The following is an 18,056-nucleotide window of genomic DNA, read 5'->3' as shown; positions in this document are numbered from 1 at the left end:
AACATTAATTGACGGAAAGGAGGTGTGGAACGATAAAATCACTTTACTGAACAGTTGAATCTGATCTGACAACTGCACCAGTCAAATCGGGAACTGTCTGATGGGATCGCGACTACTACATATGAGACAACGAAAGCACTGCTTTTTTACTCTTTCTCATCCCCACCATTCACTCTTGCATGCCTCTCCCGAATCACCTCACCCCGGGCGCGCTTTGATGCTGCTTCCTTAGCGCGCCCCATCTTATCCAACAGGTCAGCGTAGGCATCCAGCGCATTCCCGACATCGGGATGGTCGGGGCCAAGCGTTTTTTCCCATATCTTCAATGAGCGCTTGTACAAAGGTTCGGCTTTGGTGTATTGCCCCTCGTTGTAGTAAAGGGCGGCGAGATTGTTGAGGCTAGCCGCCACGTGGGGATGATCTGGACCGACGGACTTTTCCCAGATTTTCAGGGAGCGCTGATACAGCGGCTCGGCCTTGGCGTATTGCCCCTGCTCCTGGTAGAGCTCCGCTAGATTGTTGAGGTTTGCGGCTACATGAGGATGATCCGGGCCGAGAGACTTTTCCAGAATCTGTAATGAGCGCTGATACAACGGCTCGGCCATCGTGTAATGGCCTTGCGCATAGTGAACAGTGGCCAGATTGTTGAGGCTTGCCGCTATATCAGGATGGTCGGGGCCCAGGGTCTTTTCGCGAATCGTAAGCGCGCGCAGATACAAGGGCTCGGCCTTGGCGTATTCACCGAGAGTATAGTAGAACCCGGCCAGATTGCTGAGGTTGGTCGCCACGTTAGGGTGATCGGGGCCCAGGGTTTTTTCGAAAATCTTCAGCGCCCCGCGAAATAGCGGTTCGGCTTTGGCGTATTCTCCAAGGGCATAATAGACCTTCGCGAGATTGTTGAGTCTAATGGCGACATGGGGGTTGTCAGGGCCATAGGTTTTTTCCCCAATCTTGAGTGATCGCTGATACAAGGGCTCGGCCTTGGCGTATTGACCCTCTGTATAGTAAAGCGTTGCGAGGTTATTCAGCGAAATCGCCACGTCTGGATGGTCGGGCCCGTGGGCCTTTGTCATCAGTTCCAATGCGCGTTTAAGTAATGGCTCGGCCTTGTCGTATAGACCCAAGTCGTGATAAAGCCCAGCAAGATTGTTGAGGCTAACGCCTACATCTGGATGGTTGGGGCCAAGCGACTTTTCTCGAATGCCGAGGGCCTTCTGATAGAATGTGAGGGCTTCAGAGTAGCGCCCCAGTTCGTGGTTGATTTTACCCGCCTTGTTGAGGTACTCGGCGTTTTCCGGCTGAAGACGCGCTGCTTCGAGATAGTATTTGCGCGCCGTCAGATAGTCTATCCTGCCTAATGCCAGTTCCCCCAACTGGAAGGCAGCTTCCGCCGCGCGCTTTGTGTCAGTCCCGAAGGCTTGCTGGAATAACCGCTCAGCCTTTTCCGTCTCGCCTTTCAAGAGTGAATCGCGTGCTTGCTTAAGCACCTCATTTGGAACATCCGGTGCGATTTCCTGCAAGCTTTTGTCTGCACTGACGAGGGTGGCGTTGTATCTCGCTGTAGCTTCTTCAAGAGACTCCAGATCAGCGCTTGCTTTTTGAATCTTGAGCTCGAGCGCGGTGATTCTTTCCCGGTCCGCCTGCCTTTCCTTCGCAAATTCGCTGGCAAGTTCCGCCGTTGCTTCTTCTTTCAGTTTTTGACGCCATTCCTCGAATTCCAGCAGGGATAAACCAATATTTATATCGCGGCCGGCAATAATGTCACGTCCCGCAGCTACCCCTCCACCTGATGAAGTAACTGTCGGGCCGGTAGCTGGAGCAGCTTCCTTATCTGAAAAATGGGTGTAAAGCGTCCATAAGCCCCCGACCGCAACCGCGATCCCACCCCCAATAAACTTCCAGGTACGCTGGTTGGCCGGGTTACTTACTGCAGCCAATGCTCCTTGTCCTCCTCGCTGTTCACCTTGATATGTGGACTGATGTGCTGGCGGTGATGATTCTTTGAGCGTGGGCGAGACTCCTGCCTTTTCTATCGCTTCGATCACGCGGGCTGCATCGTAATCAAAGCGGGATTCACTGATCTCGATCGCGTTTCGCCCGGCCAGCGCCGCAATATCGTCTGGAAGCGCCTCGGGTTTTGGAACTTCCGCTCCTCCAATCAGCGTAGGGATGATGAGTTTTTTTTGATTGAGCGCTTCGCGAATCTCGGTCCGCACGGCGTCCTTTGGGTCATCGAGCCTGCGCTGCCCCACAGTATTCCTGATGCTGACCCAATTTTTACCGATGATAGCAACCAGGACATTACACTGTGCGATCCGCTCCTCGATGACCTTTAAAAACTCTGCGCCCGGCGCAATGGCATCCAGATCGCGAAACACCTGTTCTTTACCGAAATGCCTGGCTAGCCGATCGTACAGCCGTCCGGCAGAGGCAGCACTGTCGTCACGTCGATAGCTGATAAAGATGCCCGGCATTAACCTTCCCCTCGCCAGCGATCAGGAGTTTCAAGTGCTCCTTGGGAACACTATAGGAACGACGAGCGCAAGCGGAAAAAATGCAAGCAAGTAAATCAAGTGGGGTGCAGTCTCCTAAATTCGTAGCAAATTACGTCCCTCTCAACTATCAGAAATGTTGTCAGGAGCGTCTGCCCTACTGGGCTTGTTCCAGCAAATACCAATGTCAGGATAGTACGTGGCGGGCCAAAAGACAAAAACCCCACGATAGCGGGTAAGCGATCAGGGTGATCTGAGCGATCTTAGCGATCTTAGCGATCTGAGAGAGATTACTGCCAGGGTGATTACTGCGGCTGAGGAAGGTGTACAGCAGTGGTGGCTATGGCGAAAGCGGCTATAGCGATTTTGATCGGAATGGATCGAGCCGCGACTCTATAGAGTACAGGAAGTCAAATCGAACTCCACATCTTCTTCGTATATCCTGGTTTTCTGTCTGAAGCTGGAAACCACGAAGCGAATGGTCAGGGCAAATTTGTGCGCGCTGATCTCGGGAACGCAGGGCAGGCTCTCGTCCAGCTTGAGGGATAGCAGGTGCGCTGTCTTCCCCCCTCCCATCTGCTGGAACATGCCCTTGTTTGCGATATGGTTTTCGGTTTTCCCAGTGTCCCGCAGCAGACGCAAAAGGATACGGAAACTTTTCTCGACTGGCAACAGCGGGGCAATCCATTCATCGAGGTCGCTTCGCCGCACTTCGGGGTCGAGATGCAGCCAGTAGCGATATGAAGGCAAATCAAATTCGCATGCCCCTCCGGGTATGCCGACGCGCTGCTTGATGCCCATCAGCCACTCGTTGTCGCGCATGGGTTCTCCGATTTTTCCGGCAACGGTCCGCAGATCCTGGGAGGAGATCTGAATGTCATCCAGCACCTCGTCCAGCTCGCCTTCCGGGTTCTCCGGGCTTTTACGCAACAACTCCAGCGCCTGCTTCTGCCGATCCAATTCCTGCAGCAGTTCCGACTTCATGTCGGCGCGGCCTGTCACGTCGAGAATCTCGAACAGGGTGACAAGTGCAGCGTGGTGATCATAGGGTTCTTCCTGCGCAGAAAAGAACGCCACCTTGTCAAACAAGTCCTCAAGGCGCAGGAGTGTGCGGACGCGTTCGTTGAGAGGGTGTTCGTAACGGATCACGATAGAGGCCCAGAGCAGAGAACCGCGACTGCAGATGGGCGTTGTTCCAAATTCTTATTTTAGCAGCCAAATCCGTAGGCAACAAATGTGAAGCCCCTGCGGGGAACCCGCTGGGCGCGTTGAAATCAACTTCCCTGGGCCAGCATCATATATTTCTTGTGCAAAGCCCGTACCTGCCGCTCAAGGCTGGGAAGGTCGGCATCGTTGACAATCACATCATCCGCCTGCCCCAACCGTTCGTCACGCGAAACCTGGGCCGCCATGATGGCCCGCACTGCCTGTTCATCCAGTCCACTGCGCGCAGTGGCGCGGCTGATCTGCATGCCTTCGCTGCAATCCACCACCAGAACGCGTTGGACTATTCCCCGGTAGTGCCCGGTTTCCAGCAGCAGTGGAACCACGACCATCAGGTAAGGCGCCTGAGCAAGTTCTACTCTCCGCGACACTTCGTTTCGGATGAGCGGGTGAAGAATGGCTTCCAGCTTGCGACGCGCATCCGTGTCATCGAACACGAGGTCGCGCATTTCCTTGCGATTCAGCGCTCCTTCCGCTGTGATATATTTCTCCCCGAACACTTGCTGGATAGCAGAAATGCTTCCACCTCCCGGCTGTGTGAGTTCATGGGCAATCACGTCGGTATCGATCACACCGGCGCCGAGCGCGGAAAAAATATTGGCAGCGCTGGTTTTACCGCTGCCAATGCCCCCGGTCAGGCCGATTATCAACATGGGGAGCTAAAACAATCCCAGGTAAGCGCTGTTGATCTCGCTTCCCCAAAGCAGTGCCACGATTCCTCCACACACCAGATAAGGCCCGAACGGAATAGGGACATGACGCCCCTGCTTTGCTATCAGCATCAGGCCAAGCCCTGCCATGCTTCCCGCGATAGATGAAAACAGAATCACCAAGGGTAGCATTTGCCATCCCAGCCAGGCGCCAATGGCAGCCAGCAACTTGAAGTCCCCATACCCCATTCCCTCCCTGCCGGTCAGGAGTTTATAGCCCCAATACACCGACCACAGGGCAAGATACCCCAGCATGGCGCCAATCACAGCAGAATGAATATCTGCAAAACCACCGTCCAGATTGATCAATATCCCTCCCCATAACATAGGCATGGTGATGTCATTGGGCAGCAGTTGAGTATCCAGGTCGATGAAAGCAAGCGCAATCATAGCCCAAACAAGCGCAAGCGCCGCAAAAGCGATGACCCCATAACCAAAATGCCAGGCGACAAGGCCGCTCAGAGCTGCAGTTAATGCTTCCACCATCGGGTAGCGCATGGAAATGGCGCTGTGGCACTGCGAGCAGCGCCCTCTCAACGCAATGTAACTGATGAGCGGGATATTTTCGAGCGCCGTAATCCTGTGCCCACAATTGGAACAAGTGGAAGGCGGCGTAATGAGATTGAAAGCCGGTCCCGCAACAAGGATTTCATGCGGCAGGGTTTCATGCGGTTCGTGTGACTGCTCCGTTCCGTTTGCTCCAGCGGACAGTTCGGCGCACTGCTGCTGCCATTCCCGCTCCAGCATTCTCGGCAAGCGGTAGATAACCACATTCAGAAAACTGCCGACAATCAGACCAATGAGAGCGCAGAACGAGACAAAGAACGCCGGAGAGTGTTGCAGCACGAAAATAAAAGACATCCCCGGAAATTACGGTTCCACGTCGAAATCGGGAACCTTCTCCTCGATCGGCACTAATGGGGGAAAGATTCGTACGACTTTTACCACGCGATCCTGCGTCTGGATGATTTCCATGGGATAACCGGCGATTTTCACGCTGGTGCCGGCTTCAGGAATGTCCTGGAAATGTTCGAGAATGAGTCCGTTCAACGTCTTGGGGCCACCCAGAGGCAGGTTCCAGCCAAGCTTGCGGTTGAGGTCGCGCAGCAGACTGCTGCCTTCCACGATTACACTGCCGTCTTCCTGTTTCAGGAAGTTCCCAGCCTGCGAAGGTGCATGGGTGGTGAATTCTCCGATGATTTCTTCGACTATATCCTCCAGCGTCACCAGCCCCATCCACTCCCCATACTCGTCCACGATCAGGCCGACGCGCTCGCGGTTTTCCTGGAATAATTGCAGTTGCGAGAACAATGGTGTTCCAGAGGGAATGAAGTAAGGCTCGCGCATGATTTTCTCGAGTGTAGCGGCCGTGATTTCCTCGCTTCTCATCTGGTTGAGCACCTTGCGCACATGAATTATTCCGGTAACGTTATCCATCGTACCGCGGTATACCGGCAGACGTGTGTGATAACACGTGAGCAGTTGATCGCGGATGCTCTCATCGTCGTCTTCGAGGTCTATTGCCTCGATCTGGCCGCGTGGCACCATGATGTCGTCAACCGTGACGTTCTCGAGTTCGAACAGGTTGAGCAGCATGCTCTGGTGTTTTTGCCGGATGAAGTGGCCTGCTTCCAGCACGAGTGTCTTGAGTTCCTCAAGGCTGATTTTCTGGGTCAGATCCTCGTTCTGCGGTTTCAGGCGCAGGAGGATAAGCAGCGCCTTCACAAACAGGTTGATGAACCATACCACAGGCGAGAAGACTTTCAGTAGTGGCGTCAACACATAGCTTGATGCCAGGGCGATACGCTCGGGATAGGCAGCGGCGACAACTTTCGGGGTAATTTCACTGAATACCAGAATGGCGAAGGTCACGCCTACCGTTCCAATAAAAAGAGCCGCATCGCTGTGGCCGAAGAAAATGGACACAATCACCGCCACTAGTGTGGCAGCGGCCGCGTTCAGTAAGTTATTGCCAAGGAGAATCACCCCCAGAAGACGGTCTGTATTCAGCAACAACTGGCTGGTGAGCCGGGCGCCGCGATGGCCTTCTTTCGCAAGATACTTCAACCGGTAACGGTTGATCGCCATCATGCTGGTTTCGGAAAGAGAAAAAAATGCAGATAAAATCAACAGAACAGCCAGTGCTGCCAGCAGCACATACCACGGCATGTCTTCCAAGAAAAAGCCTTTCTGCAAGTAGACAAAAATTCAGGGCGGAAAGAAGGCAAAATAACTGGAGATTCCATCCCCGGATTTCCTTGCACTTTTTCCACCTCAACTGTTTTATGGCACAGGTGCTGCTAGCGCTGCAGGATCACTTCCAGTACAAACTTGCTGCCGAGATAAGCCAGCAGGAGAATGATGAATCCACTCAGTGTCCAGCGAATGGCAATGCGGCCGCGCCAGCCATATAGCTGCCTGCCCACCAGCAGCGCTGCGAACACGCACCATGAAATGATACCAAACAGGGTTTTGTGCGTGAATTTGAGGGCTTGCCCGAAGACCTCTTCCGAAAAGACGATACCGCTGATGAGCGTGAGCGTGAGTAGTATGAACCCCACCCAGATGACGCGAAACAGCAGGTTTTCCATGGTCAGCAGTGGCGGCATGTTGGTAAGTACCGAGGGCAAGGTCGGGTGGTGATGCAACCGCCGCTCCACCACTGCCATGAGCAACGCATGCAGTGCGGCAATGGTCAGCAGGCTGTAAGCCAGCATGGCAATCGAGATATGCGCCTTGAAAGCAGGGAACTCGGTATTCGCCAGGGGGCGCAGGGAAGGAAATGCCAGCGGCAGCAGTACCGCTACGGCTGCAACCGGGGCGACCAGTGTTTGCAACCCCTCCAGCCGATAAAAAAATCCGGATAGCCAGTAAATCATGGCGGTGAGCCATACGATGGAAGAAACCGCACTGCCCACGCCGAAATTCAATCCTACCCCTGCAAACACCGCTTCATACAACGTATAGCCGTGCAATACCAGGGGCGCGACAATGACATACCGTTCCCATCCCGCAATAGCAACCTCACGCCCCGCTGACCTTGCAGGAACATTCCACCGGGTGCGCCAGAAGTGCCAACCGATCAGTGCATAGAGCAGGAAGGCAGCGAGATAGGCTAAAATATCGGACATTGATATTGCAGATTAAATGAAACTCTCATTTAGTCTACACCAATTTTTCCGGAGAGGCATTTTGCATGTTTGATAATCTTACCAATCGGCTTTCGGGTGTCATCAAGACTTTGCGGGGTGAAGCACGGCTGACCGAAACCAATATACAGGAAGCGTTGCGGGAAGTGCGCATGGCGCTGCTGGAAGCTGACGTCGCCCTGCCGGTGGTCAAGGAATTTATTGCCCGAGTAAAGGAAAAAGCAGTCGGTCAGGAAGTAATCGGCAGTCTTACCCCAGGACAGGCATTGGTGGGCGTAGTCCACCAGGAACTGATCGCCCTCATGGGAGGCCAGAAGGCAGATGTCAACCTTGCCACTGTCCCGCCCGCAGTGATTCTCATGGCGGGATTGCAAGGCGCCGGAAAAACCACGAGCAGCGGAAAGCTGGCGAAGTGGCTGATGGAACAAAAAAAGAAAAAAGTGTTGCTTGTCTCCTGCGATACCTATCGGCCCGCCGCCATTCAACAACTGGAACTGCTGGCGCGACAAACGGGCGCGGAGTTCTTTCCGGTTCAAGCGGGACAGCAGCCAAAAGAGATCGCCACTGCTGCGCTCAACTTCGCGCGCAGGCACTTCCATGATGTGATGATCGTGGATACGGCAGGACGCCTTGCCATCGACGAAGCGATGATGACAGAAATTCGCGAACTGGAAACATTGCTGAAGCCCATCGAAACCTTGTTCGTGGTGGATGCTATGCAAGGACAGGATGCTGTCAACACCGCCAAGGCATTTTCCGAAGCACTGCCCCTGACGGGCGTAATACTGACAAAGCTGGATGGAGATGCGCGAGGCGGAGCGGCGCTTTCCGTGCTTCACGTAACGGGGAAACCAATCAAATTCGCGGGTGTCGCTGAAAAGCTGACCGGATTGGAGCCCTTCCATCCTGACCGCATGGCCTCACGCATCCTGGGAATGGGCGATGTACTGGGACTGATCGAGGAAGCTCAGCGCGGCGTGGATCAGCAGGAGGCCGAGAAACTCGCCAAAAAGATGAAATCGGGCAAGAGCTTCGACCTGAACGATTTCAAGATGCAGTTTGAACAAATGAGAAACATGGGGGGCATGGGCGCGCTGATGGACAAATTGCCAGCTCAATTGAGCCAAGCTGCCCAGAATGTGAAAGTCGATGATAAGGTGATTGGCCGCACTGAGGGCATCATCAATTCCATGACTCCCCAGGAACGTCTCAAGCCGGAAATCCTCAAGGCCTCGCGCAAGCGTCGCATTGCTGCTGGCGCAGGTGTCACGGTGCAGGAGGTGAATCGACTGCTGGCACAGTTCGAGCAGGCGCAAAAAATGATGAAAATGATGAATAAGGGGGGCATGACAAAAATGCTGCGAAGCATGAAGGGAATGCTGCCCGGAATGCGCTAAAGGAACCACTGAACAAGCGCGAAGGCTGCGAGAGATACTGGCCTCGCCTTATTGAGTCGGCGAGCAGACAGTACAAACGTCATACCGGCGGAAGCCGGTATCCAGTTCTGTTCAAAGCCCGCCATTATTGGTTTGGGCTGGATTCCGGGTCAGGCCCGGAGTGACGGGATTCATAGTATTTTCTGGCTGGATCAATAGATCATTCCGCTGGCGGCACTTTTTCGAGACCTTCGATTCGCCGGCCCGGCTTGATGTTTCTTGCGGTAAACCAGCCGAGATTCATCTCGAGCGCATATTTTGCCGCCCCAGCTGAGCTATGCGCCGTGGCCGTGCGAGGCATCATGTCGGCAATGTTAAGAATCACTCCCTTTTCATCCAGGAAAGCAACACTCAAGGGAATGTCCGTGTTCATCATCCACATGCTGTAGCGTTCAGGGTGAGAAAACACGAACAGCATTCCGTCGTTTTCACCCAGGGATTGTCGAAACATCAATCCCTGGACTCGGGTAGATTCCGTATGCGCCACTTCAACCGAAAAAGTGTGGTGGGATATCCTGAGCTGGCGCACCGGCATTTCCGCCCTGCCTGGCGCCGATAAAAGGAAAGCGAGAATAAAGGCGAAGATGCGCATCAGTGCTTCCCGGTACTGCCAAATCCGTTCGCTCCCCGCTCGCTTTGCTCGAAGTCATTCACTACGTTGAAACCAACCTGCACGACGGGTACCACTACGAGTTGCGCAATGCGCTCCATCGGGTTCAACAGGAAAGGCGCTTGTCCCCGGTTCCAGCACGATACGAATATCTGTCCCTGGTAATCCGAATCGATCAACCCGACGAGATTTCCCATCACAATGCCATGCTTGTGACCGAGGCCGGAGCGAGGGAGCACCAGTGCGGCGAGCCCGGGATCAGACAGATGGATTGCGATTCCGGTGGGGATCAGGTGGGCTTCTCCAGGTTGAATGGTCATGACATGCTCGATGCAGGCGCGCAAGTCGAGGCCGGCGGAGCCGGAGGTTGCATAGGCGGGCAACTGGTTTTTCAGGCGCGGATCAAGAATCTTGATGTCTATTTTTTGCATGAACGAAAATTCTGTCTTTTTCATAAAGCGATACTGCGTGAGCGATGAGGCGTCGCGCCTGTTCTATTTTCGACGATTTTGGCAAGGGGTGTTTGCCGGAATCATCGAAGAGTGTCAACGCAACTTCCTCCGCGCCTATCGCCTCCCGGGCGAGATTGGCAGCAAGAAGTGGAAGCTTTTTTCGGCGGCGCTTGGCTTCGGCATTCTCTTCCAGATTTTGAGTCTCTGCAGCAAAACCTATGCAAAACGGCGGATCGGGCAGATTTGCCACGTATTCAAGAATATCAGGATTGGGAACAAGCTCCAGCATGATATTCCTGTCGTTTTTTTTCGTTTTGTGTTCGCTGGCGCTTTTGGGACGATAGTCGGCCACGGCAGCGACGCTTATAAAAAAATCGGCATGTGGGGTTTCGTTTTTTACGGCCACCAGCATGTCCTGCGCGCTTGTCACTCTGACGAGCCGGGCAGCAGGTGGCGCTTCCAGGCAAACCGGACCGGATATGAGAATGACTTCCGCTCCCGCCTCGGCTGCGGCACGCGCCACTGCGTAACCCATTTTGCCGGAACTCGAATTGGTTATGCCCCGAACTGCATCAATCGCTTCAAACGTAGGTCCGGCAGTGATGAGTACGCGCTTGGCCTCCAGCGGTTTGGGCTGAAAAAAAACGTGCACCGTTTCCGCGAGCTCATGCGCTTCGAGCATGCGTCCCATACCGGTTTCGCCACACGCCTGCACTCCGCTTGCAGGACCCAGCACTGTCACGCCGTCCCTGCGCAGCGTGTCGAGATTGCGCTGGGTCGCCGGGTTTTCCCACATCTGCCGATTCATTGCGGGAGCAATCAACAAGGGGCAGACGCGCGCAAGGCATAATGTGGAGAGCAGATCATCCGCAAGGCCGTGAGCAACCTTGGCAATAAAGTCGGCACTGGCGGGTGCAATGACAATTGCATCGACGTTGCGTGAAAGATCAATATGAGCCATGTTGTTGGCTACACTGGCATCCCACAGCTCAGTAAATACGGGTCTACCTGTCAGGGCCTGTAGCGTTGCGGTGCCGACGAAACGACAGGCTGATGCCGTCATGACTGCCTGCACCTCCACGCCACCGCTTATCAAGAGGCGCGCCAGTTCTGCCGCCTTGTATGCCGCAACTCCCCCCGTAAGTCCCAAAAGCACGCGCCTTGCCTCAGGCGCCCTGCCAGTCGTCTCCAACCGAATCACTCCCCAAAAAAGAGGAGTCTAACTCAATACTCCCAAAACTCGCACCGCTTTACAGAGCGATATGTTCTTCAACTACAGTTTTTTCACAAACTGACGTTTAACCTCTGAACAATTCCTCGTTGCATTGCTACATTTATTATGCCGATTTCAGACTGGCCCGAAGCCGAACGTCCGCGGGAAAAACTCCTGAAGAACGGGCCCGCATACCTTTCCGATGCGGAACTGCTGGCGATATTTCTGCGTACGGGCATCGCAGGCAAGAGCGCTGTGGATCTGGCAAGAGAACTGCTCAAACGTTTCAAGGGTTTGAGCGGGCTCTTTGCCGCAGACCAAAGCGCGTTCTGCCAGATGCCGGGAATGGGTCCCGCGAAGTTTGCGCAGTTGCAGGCAGTGCTGGAAATGGCGCGCCGCACACTGGAAGAAGAACTGAAAAGCAGCGATGCGATGAATTCGCCGGGGTCTGTGGGAGCCTATTTGCGCCTCAGCCTCGAAGGGAAGGAGCACGAGGTCTTCGTGAGCATTTTTCTCGATGCGCGGAACAGGGTCATTGCAACCGAAGAACTGTTCCGAGGCACCCTTACACAGACCAGCGTTTACCCGCGTGAAGTGGTAAAACGGGCACTCCATCATAATGCCGCGGGTGTAATCTTTGCACATAATCACCCTTCAGGTGCAGCTGAGCCGAGCCACGCAGATGAGGTTCTCACGCAATCCCTGAAGCAGGCGCTTCTGCTCGTCGGTGTGAGAGTACTGGATCATTTTATTGTTGGAAGGGGCGCGACCATGTCGTTTGCCGAACGAGGATTGATTTGATTTGAGGAAATCCCGAAAACCGGGATATAATATTCGTTTTTCCGCTTTCGGACAGGATCAATCATGGCACGAGTATGTGAAGTTACCGGGAAGAAGCCCATGACCGGCCACCACGTTTCCCACGCGAACAACAAAACAAAGCGGCGTTTTTTGCCCAATCTACAACGCCGCCGCTTCTGGGTTGAAAGTGAGCGTCGCTGGATCAGCCTGCGCGTGTCCAATGAAGCCCTTCGTACCATTGACAAGAATGGCATCGATGCAGTGCTGGCTGAAATGCGCGCACGCCGCGACAGCATCTAAGAGTTTAAAGCGCATTCAGTCAGCAACTCGGCCTGTATCGTTAAGGTAACGAAAAGGTAATCTAAGTAAGGATAAGGACATTACCATGAGAGAAAAAATAAAGCTCGAATCCTCGGCGGGAACGGGCCATTTCTACACCACAACCAAGAACAAGCGCACTACTCCGGAAAAAATCGAAATTACCAAATTCGATCCGGTTGCGCGCAAGCACGTTAAGTACAAGGAAACCAAGCTCAAATAGATTTCCTCGCACCAAGGCCAGGGGAGCCTTGGAAGAAGTATTGTAAAAATATAGCTCAAGAAAATATAGGCTCCCAAAACAGGAAACCCGCCAAATGGCGGGTTTCCTGTTTTGGGAGCCTATGAATTGAGCTCTAATTGAGTAATTGAGTTCTACATAATTTTTCTTAAGCAGCTTTAGAAAGCTTTAAGCATAGCAGCGCAATCTGCGGGAGAAATTCTGCAGCACTTCGATGCCGCTTTCCTCGGCGCGGTGACACCAGTCTTCCAGCTGTTTGACCAGATCATCCTTGGATGAAGCGGAGCGCTGCCACACTGTTATCAATTCCTCGCGCATTTTGTAAACCTTATCCAAAGTGCTCGTCTTGCTCAGCACCAGATTGAGCTTCGCCCGCTCGTCTTCCTGCAGGGTCTTGGAGTCTGCAAGCACCCAACGCTTAAGCGTGGAACGGTCAACGCCAAGATTTGTAGCAGCTTCTTTCAGATGATCAACTTCCTTTGCCAGCGTCTGCTTGAGAGACTGGGCATATTTTGCCAGCACTTCGTAACGATGAGAAATGACTGCTTGCAAAGTATCTGCATCACATTCTGTCTTGGCAGCATCGAGGCGCAGTTTTGGGGCCACCTTCTTCACCTGCGCCAGCCCCATCCATTGAAGTATGCAAATATACATCCAGCCGATATCGAACTCATACCACTTGTTGGACAAGCGCGCGGAAGTGGCATAAGCGTGGTGATTATTGTGCAGTTCCTCTCCGCCAATGAGAATTCCCCAGGGAACGATGTTGGTGCTTGCATCTTCGGCCTGGAAGTTGCGATAACCCCAATAATGCCCTATCCCGTTGATCACGCCCGCAGCCATGATGGGAGCCCATGCCATCTGGATGGCCCAGATGGTGAGACCGATCGGCCCGAACAGGATGAGATCGATGATCAACATCAGCGCCACGCCCTTGCGGCTGTGTTTGTCATAGACATTGCGCTCCATCCAGTCGTCCGGCGTGCCATGGCCATATCTTTCCATGGTTTCCATGTTTTTGGCTTCCTGGCGATAGAGCTCAGATCCCTCCCTCAGCACTTTGGCGATCCCGACTATTTGCGGACTGTGGGGATCATCGACCGTTTCACACTTGGCGTGATGTTTCCGGTGTATTGCTGTCCACTCCTTGGTGACCATCCCGGTCGTGAGCCACAGCCAGAAGCGGAAAAAATGACTGGGCAAGGGATGAAGATCCAGTGAACGATGAGCCTGATGACGATGCAGAAAGATTGTGATACTGGCAATGGTTATATGAGTAAGGCCGAGGATAACGGCGATATAACCCCACCATGGCAAGTCGATAAGACCTAGAGTCATTGTTTGCGACCTTTAGAGTAAGTACGGGTAGAAGCGGTAGTTGCCGGAAAGAAGGGATACGGAAATTTATAGCTAAATGAACGGTTAGTCAAGAAATTATGTGCCTTCCGGAAGCTCGAAGGAGCCCGGGAAAACGGGGGCGGGAAGCACCGGATTGCAGAGACGCGGGAGAGCGTGGACGGCAAGAAACCGGATTCTTCCCGGAGACAATACCAGCTTATTTAGCGACTATTATCGACCAGTAATTGTTCCAGATCAATGCGGACTGATTCCGCCGTGGCAGCCTTTAACGTTCGTCGCATCTGGCCCAGGGCGTCTGTATGTCTGCTTTTGCTTATCGCTGCGCAGCAGTCGGAAGGAATGTGGATATCAAAACCGCGCAGATAGGCATCGTTGGCGGTAAACAGTACGCAGGAATCCGTGGTAAGGCCGCAAAGAATGAGCTTTTTTGCGTGCAGGCTCTGGAGCAGAAGATCCAGAGGCGTCTGGAAAAAGCCCGAATGCCTCGGCTTGAGAACAAAGTAATCATCCTGTTGGGGAGCAAGCTCACGGGCAACCGGAGCTCCGCAGACACCGTCTTTTACACAACGCGACACGAGATGTTTGAAATCGGATTGCCATTGTCCGAAGTTGTCGTTCACGTACAGACAAGGAATGCCGAGTTTCTTGGCTTCAGCTTTAAAGGACGAGATGTTTCGCGCCATTGGCGCTGCGTATTCAACGAGCTGTTGTCCACTCTCGAATTCCAGATCATTGATGACATCGATTAAAAGAAGCGCAACGGGGCATTCATGAAGCACGCAGCTATCGTTCATTGCTCAGAACCGCTGTTCATATCGGCTTGGCCACCATCAGGTAAAACACAGCAACCAGTGCAACAAATGCAGGAATACCCAATCCGATCCAGAACCGGAAGTACTGCCAGTACAAGAGCGGCAACTCATCCTTTCTGTTGCTCGCATCGGCAGCGAGCCGGTGCATCCGTATCTGGAGCCACACCACCGGAAGCCAGCAAGCTCCCGCGATCAGGTATAAAACTGTCGACCACATTACCCACCTGCTCGTCACGGGAATTCCTGCCAGGTAGACGAGATAAAAACCTGTAAGCGGCTGAATGATGATGGTCGTCGCCGTGAATATCCAGTCAGCGGTAACGACATTTCTGGTAACTGCAGCAGCAATGGCGGAGTCGCGCGTCAGGCTCGCCGAAAACATATAAAAGGCTGTGCCTATGCCCGTACCGAACAGTAATGTCGATGAAAGGATGTGCAGCCACTTTACAATAATGTAGTCGTTCACTGTCCCTCCAGCTCGATCATCGTTTCTCCAATTCGTACAGCAACAGGATGACTGCAAGGATGGGCAGATTTTTTATCAACGGACCGAAGGGATGCAGCCAGAACTCGGGAAGAAAAAGAGTGATCGCAACCATGTAGACGCCAATGAGGGTGACCTGAGCTATCCAGAGTAACCGGCGATTGCGCAGAAAAAGGGTTCCGAACCCAAAGGCAATATCCATTGCCGCAGCACCGTAAAGCGCTATGGGCGCAAGACTGCCGGTAATTCCCACACGGGCAAGCAAGACATAGCTTTCTTCTACCGGATAAATTCCCATCGATACCGCACCGGCCACAAACCATACTGCTGCCAGTGACACACGCAGCACGATCTGCAACCAGCCAAGGAGCGCCGACAAGCGCAGTGCCTTCACTTCCCACTGTGAGGCAAATTCCCGTACAGGTCGGGGATTGCGACCGAGCAGCGCGTGCGCCGTGGCAGGATCGGCGATGTTCCCCCGCTGAAGCATCTGCCATGTTTCCAGGTCCAGCAAACCCTTCCCGAGCCGCTGGCCTATTCGCGCACTGAACTCGACAAATCCGGCAGGGACCGGCAGAAATCTGGCAGGCCCCAACCCCATCAGATGCCGCAGTTCACCCAGGTAGTCTCGAAAGGTGATGGGTTCCGGCCCCACCAGAGGGACACGCTGGCCAAGATACCGGTCGGTTTCGAGGAGCATCACCACGGCTTGCGTCAGGTCGTCAATATGAATCGGTTGTATCCGTTGATCTCCCGATCCGGGCAGCGGAATAACCGGCAGGCTCGCAATGAGGTTGAACAGTTGCGCGCTTGTCCCACCCGGTCCGTATACGAGCGATGGCTGTACAACCACGCTCTTGTTCCTCTTGTTCCCCTTGTTCCGAGGGGCAAGCAATGCATCGTCTGCGGCCTTCTTGCTGAGGTGATACTGGCTGCGCGCATTTTCGTCCGCACCGAGCGCGGATATCTGCACGACCTTCACATTTGCTGCTTCGCAAGCCGCAAATAGCGCTCTCGGAGCACGATCATGCAGCGCCTGGAAGGTTTGCCTCCCATGCTCCCGCAATATTCCAACCGCATTTATCACCACATCGATGCCGGCAAGGCGTTTTTTCCAGATCTCCATATCGAAATCGCGCGTAAAATCTGCCGCGATATAAGTAAGCTGAGATTCCTTCGGATCCCTTATATCCTCTGGCTGGCCTTGCCGGGTGGCGCATACGATTCTGTGTCCCGCAGCAGCCAATGCCACAACCAGATGGCTGCCGATGAAGCCGGAAGCGCCGGTAATCAAGATGGTGGACATATCAGATAATCAGATATACTGGAATTAAGATTGTATAGACAGATCGGATTTTTTCGCGCGGGATTTTCATATCTTTACAGAATGGAAATAAAGTATGGATCCAGTCATGACTGAGCCTGAAAAAACCTGGAGCAGTGCAATTTTTAACGGCCTCGTTTCCGGTACTGTGGCGAGCGTTGTGTCGACCGTTGCGCTCTCGATCCTGGGCAAGGCGGAATTGGACAAGTTTGCCGCCCCTGTAAACGGGCCCAGTCAGTGGATATGGGGAAGACATGCTCCCTATCAGGACCATTTCAGCCTTCGGTACACGCTTATCGGCTACGCAGTACACCACGTTGCGTCCGTATTCTGGGCAACCTGGTATGAAAAGCTTCGTCAGCAACTCCCGCCTGCTAAAAGCACTGCAGCCGTGCTTGCTCCAGCTGTCGCAACAGCCGCCGCGGCTTATGCCGTCGATTTTCACTTTACGCCGAAACATCTAACGCCCCGGCTCACGCCGGGGTTTGAGCATCGGCTTTCCCAGCCTTCCCTGCTCATCGTCTATGGAACCTTCGCACTCGGATTGGCCGGAACTGCCCTGCTCGCGCGGCAGCATCCTCGTCGAAGGTATACCGCAAGCAGGATTGCACCGCCGCTAAACTCTGTCCGCAGAAAGTCAGGCGTCGCTGCATTCAGGAAACGCTGACTCCCGTTTCCCGGGCAGCAGTGTTTTACGCGATACTGTTGCCACTCTACCTCAATGGCAGAGGCTCGGAATGTGCGTTATCGCACTGAGGAAACCCAAGCGATTCCCTATATTCATTGCAGGTTTCCTCTCTGTCCTGTCGCGATCTGAGTACGCCGTGGGCTCGTCTCCCTGCCATATTTACACAGCTCAGACCCACAACCAAAGTTCCCTGATCAAAGAAAGGCATGATTGATTGGTCTCGTCTTTTTGGCTTTTCCGTAAATCCTGCCGAAATCATCCTGCGAGGAACAGTCATCTACTGGTTCATCTTTTTGCTGTTCAGGCTAGTACTTCGCCGCGATGTAGGTGCTATCGCCATTGCAGATGTGATGCTGCTTGTGCTGATAGCCGATGCTGCCAGCAACGGCATGTCCGGGAATTACGACTCCATCACAGATGGCTGCCTCCTTATTGCTACCCTTGCCGGCTGGAATTATCTCCTGGACTTGCTGAGCTTCCATTTTCCCTCCATCCGCCGCATCGTTCAGCTGCCTCCACTGGCGCTCATACAAAATGGCAAAATCCAGCGCAAAGCCATGCGGCGTGAGTTGATTACTACCGAGGAATTAAAATCCAAATTGCGGGAACAGGGTATCGAGGATTTCAGTGAGGTAAAAATGGCGCATCTTGAAGAAGATGGCGAAATCAGCATATTGCGAAATGATGCCAGGGAACCGGAAAACCCACCCGGCAAGCCTAAAAGTAAAAAAACTATTTAGGAA

The 18,056-nt window shown here is 53.6% G+C and carries 19 protein-coding genes; 6 read left to right on the top strand and 13 right to left on the bottom strand.

The genetic code is table 11. The features are described 5' to 3' along the window. Nucleotides 1-146: 146 nt before the first annotated feature. From AC52W5_RS14315 to AC52W5_RS14290, 6 genes are all read right to left on the bottom strand, one after another. Nucleotides 147-2,474, bottom strand: coding sequence for a tetratricopeptide repeat protein (locus AC52W5_RS14315; protein WP_495671490.1), 2,328 nt, complete (start codon nt 2,472-2,474; stop codon nt 147-149). 411 nt (nt 2,475-2,885) lie between these two features. Continuing rightward, nucleotides 2,886-3,641: a cell division protein ZapD gene (gene zapD, locus AC52W5_RS14310; protein WP_495671489.1), complete on the bottom strand. Its 756-nt coding sequence runs from the start codon at nt 3,639-3,641 to the stop codon at nt 2,886-2,888. A 125-nt stretch (nt 3,642-3,766) separates the two neighbouring features. Beyond that, nucleotides 3,767-4,369, bottom strand: a complete 603-nt coding sequence (coaE, locus tag AC52W5_RS14305; protein ID WP_495671488.1) for a dephospho-CoA kinase — start codon at nt 4,367-4,369, stop codon at nt 3,767-3,769. A 6-nt stretch (nt 4,370-4,375) separates the two neighbouring features. Further along, nucleotides 4,376-5,287 (bottom strand): prepilin peptidase, encoded by a 912-nt coding sequence (locus tag AC52W5_RS14300; RefSeq protein ID WP_495671487.1) that lies wholly within the window; start codon nt 5,285-5,287, stop codon nt 4,376-4,378. A gap of 9 nt (nt 5,288-5,296) precedes the next feature. Beyond that, a complete protein-coding gene (locus AC52W5_RS14295) occupies nt 5,297-6,595 on the bottom strand; it encodes an HlyC/CorC family transporter (RefSeq protein ID WP_495671493.1) in 1,299 nt (432 codons plus the stop codon). 131 nt (nt 6,596-6,726) lie between these two features. After that, on the bottom strand, nt 6,727-7,557 hold the full coding sequence (locus AC52W5_RS14290) for a cytochrome C assembly family protein (RefSeq protein ID WP_074974669.1): 831 nt from the start codon (nt 7,555-7,557) through the stop codon (nt 6,727-6,729). A gap of 65 nt (nt 7,558-7,622) precedes the next feature. Here AC52W5_RS14290 and ffh point away from each other — a divergent pair, with 65 nt between their 5' ends. After that, a complete protein-coding gene (gene ffh / locus AC52W5_RS14285) occupies nt 7,623-8,972 on the top strand; it encodes a signal recognition particle protein (protein ID WP_495671486.1) in 1,350 nt (449 codons plus the stop codon). Nucleotides 8,973-9,171: 199 nt separating this feature from the next. Here ffh and AC52W5_RS14280 read toward each other — a convergent pair whose 3' ends face one another. Genes AC52W5_RS14280 through coaBC form a run of 3 tightly spaced genes read right to left on the bottom strand, consistent with a single transcriptional unit; the run spans nt 9,172 to nt 11,274 of the window. Then, nucleotides 9,172-9,603, bottom strand: coding sequence for a DUF192 domain-containing protein (locus tag AC52W5_RS14280; protein WP_495671485.1), 432 nt, complete (start codon nt 9,601-9,603; stop codon nt 9,172-9,174). After that, nucleotides 9,603-10,052, bottom strand: a complete 450-nt coding sequence (gene dut, locus AC52W5_RS14275; protein WP_133669006.1) for a dUTP diphosphatase — start codon at nt 10,050-10,052, stop codon at nt 9,603-9,605. The genes AC52W5_RS14280 and dut overlap by 1 nt, the downstream gene beginning before the upstream one ends. Beyond that, complete coding sequence (coaBC, locus tag AC52W5_RS14270; RefSeq protein WP_495671484.1) at nt 10,024-11,274, bottom strand: bifunctional phosphopantothenoylcysteine decarboxylase/phosphopantothenate--cysteine ligase CoaBC; 1,251 nt, start codon at nt 11,272-11,274, stop codon at nt 10,024-10,026. Before coaBC ends, dut begins: the two co-directional genes overlap by 29 nt. Nucleotides 11,275-11,412: 138 nt before the next feature. On the opposite strand from coaBC, the gene radC reads away from it, so the two are divergent. From radC to rpmG, 3 genes are all read left to right on the top strand, one after another. Further along, nucleotides 11,413-12,087, top strand: coding sequence for a RadC family protein (radC, locus tag AC52W5_RS14265; RefSeq protein WP_495671483.1), 675 nt, complete (start codon nt 11,413-11,415; stop codon nt 12,085-12,087). Nucleotides 12,088-12,150: 63 nt separating this feature from the next. Beyond that, nucleotides 12,151-12,387, top strand: a complete 237-nt coding sequence (gene rpmB, locus AC52W5_RS14260; protein ID WP_074744918.1) for a 50S ribosomal protein L28 — start codon at nt 12,151-12,153, stop codon at nt 12,385-12,387. An 85-nt stretch (nt 12,388-12,472) separates the two neighbouring features. Next, nucleotides 12,473-12,628: a 50S ribosomal protein L33 gene (rpmG, locus tag AC52W5_RS14255; protein WP_011381442.1), complete on the top strand. Its 156-nt coding sequence runs from the start codon at nt 12,473-12,475 to the stop codon at nt 12,626-12,628. Between the two features lie 186 nt (nt 12,629-12,814). Here the strand turns inward: rpmG and AC52W5_RS14250 are convergent, their stop codons facing one another. The 4 genes from AC52W5_RS14250 to AC52W5_RS14235 all read right to left on the bottom strand — a co-directional run bounded on the left by AC52W5_RS14250 (nt 12,815) and on the right by AC52W5_RS14235 (nt 16,607). Then, on the bottom strand, nt 12,815-13,984 hold the full coding sequence (locus AC52W5_RS14250; RefSeq protein ID WP_074974663.1) for a DesA family fatty acid desaturase: 1,170 nt from the start codon (nt 13,982-13,984) through the stop codon (nt 12,815-12,817). 221 nt (nt 13,985-14,205) lie between these two features. Then, nucleotides 14,206-14,799 (bottom strand): cysteine hydrolase family protein, encoded by a 594-nt coding sequence (locus tag AC52W5_RS14245; RefSeq protein WP_133668959.1) that lies wholly within the window; start codon nt 14,797-14,799, stop codon nt 14,206-14,208. A 16-nt stretch (nt 14,800-14,815) separates the two neighbouring features. Next, entirely contained in the window at nt 14,816-15,283 is a 468-nt protein-coding gene (locus tag AC52W5_RS14240; protein ID WP_495671482.1) for a DUF2269 family protein, read from the bottom strand. 16 nt (nt 15,284-15,299) lie between these two features. Then, nucleotides 15,300-16,607 (bottom strand): NAD(P)H-binding protein, encoded by a 1,308-nt coding sequence (locus AC52W5_RS14235; protein WP_495671481.1) that lies wholly within the window; start codon nt 16,605-16,607, stop codon nt 15,300-15,302. Nucleotides 16,608-16,713: 106 nt separating this feature from the next. Here AC52W5_RS14235 and AC52W5_RS14230 point away from each other — a divergent pair, with 106 nt between their 5' ends. After that, nucleotides 16,714-17,292 (top strand): hypothetical protein, encoded by a 579-nt coding sequence (locus tag AC52W5_RS14230; RefSeq protein ID WP_495671480.1) that lies wholly within the window; start codon nt 16,714-16,716, stop codon nt 17,290-17,292. Between the two features lie 227 nt (nt 17,293-17,519). Then, nucleotides 17,520-18,053 carry a DUF421 domain-containing protein gene (locus AC52W5_RS14225; protein WP_495671479.1) on the top strand — a complete coding sequence of 178 codons (534 nt, stop codon included), beginning with the start codon at nt 17,520-17,522 and terminating at the stop codon, nt 18,051-18,053. The last annotated feature ends 3 nt before the right edge of the window (nt 18,054-18,056 follow it).

The sequence above is a fragment of the Nitrosospira sp. CT genome, from assembly GCF_059489795.1.
This window is presented reverse-complemented; position numbering and strand designations above follow the sequence as displayed.

What these genes read in the sequence shown, in the direction of transcription:
- AC52W5_RS14315 (WP_495671490.1), bottom strand. Translation starts at nt 2,474, where the DNA reads ATGCCGGGCATCTTTATCAGCTATCGACGTGACGACAGTGCTGCCTCT.
- coaE (WP_495671488.1), bottom strand. Translation starts at nt 4,369, where the DNA reads ATGTTGATAATCGGCCTGACCGGGGGCATTGGCAGCGGTAAAACCAGC.
- AC52W5_RS14300 (WP_495671487.1), bottom strand. Translation starts at nt 5,287, where the DNA reads ATGTCTTTTATTTTCGTGCTGCAACACTCTCCGGCGTTCTTTGTCTCG.
- AC52W5_RS14295 (WP_495671493.1), bottom strand. Translation starts at nt 6,595, where the DNA reads ATGCCGTGGTATGTGCTGCTGGCAGCACTGGCTGTTCTGTTGATTTTA.
- AC52W5_RS14290 (WP_074974669.1), bottom strand. Translation starts at nt 7,557, where the DNA reads ATGTCCGATATTTTAGCCTATCTCGCTGCCTTCCTGCTCTATGCACTG.
- ffh (WP_495671486.1), top strand. Translation starts at nt 7,623, where the DNA reads ATGTTTGATAATCTTACCAATCGGCTTTCGGGTGTCATCAAGACTTTG.
- AC52W5_RS14280 (WP_495671485.1), bottom strand. Translation starts at nt 9,603, where the DNA reads ATGCGCATCTTCGCCTTTATTCTCGCTTTCCTTTTATCGGCGCCAGGC.
- dut (WP_133669006.1), bottom strand. Translation starts at nt 10,052, where the DNA reads ATGCAAAAAATAGACATCAAGATTCTTGATCCGCGCCTGAAAAACCAG.
- radC (WP_495671483.1), top strand. Translation starts at nt 11,413, where the DNA reads ATGCCGATTTCAGACTGGCCCGAAGCCGAACGTCCGCGGGAAAAACTC.
- rpmB (WP_074744918.1), top strand. Translation starts at nt 12,151, where the DNA reads ATGGCACGAGTATGTGAAGTTACCGGGAAGAAGCCCATGACCGGCCAC.
- rpmG (WP_011381442.1), top strand. Translation starts at nt 12,473, where the DNA reads ATGAGAGAAAAAATAAAGCTCGAATCCTCGGCGGGAACGGGCCATTTC.
- AC52W5_RS14250 (WP_074974663.1), bottom strand. Translation starts at nt 13,984, where the DNA reads ATGACTCTAGGTCTTATCGACTTGCCATGGTGGGGTTATATCGCCGTT.
- AC52W5_RS14245 (WP_133668959.1), bottom strand. Translation starts at nt 14,799, where the DNA reads ATGAACGATAGCTGCGTGCTTCATGAATGCCCCGTTGCGCTTCTTTTA.
- AC52W5_RS14235 (WP_495671481.1), bottom strand. Translation starts at nt 16,607, where the DNA reads ATGTCCACCATCTTGATTACCGGCGCTTCCGGCTTCATCGGCAGCCAT.
- AC52W5_RS14230 (WP_495671480.1), top strand. Translation starts at nt 16,714, where the DNA reads ATGACTGAGCCTGAAAAAACCTGGAGCAGTGCAATTTTTAACGGCCTC.
- AC52W5_RS14225 (WP_495671479.1), top strand. Translation starts at nt 17,520, where the DNA reads ATGATTGATTGGTCTCGTCTTTTTGGCTTTTCCGTAAATCCTGCCGAA.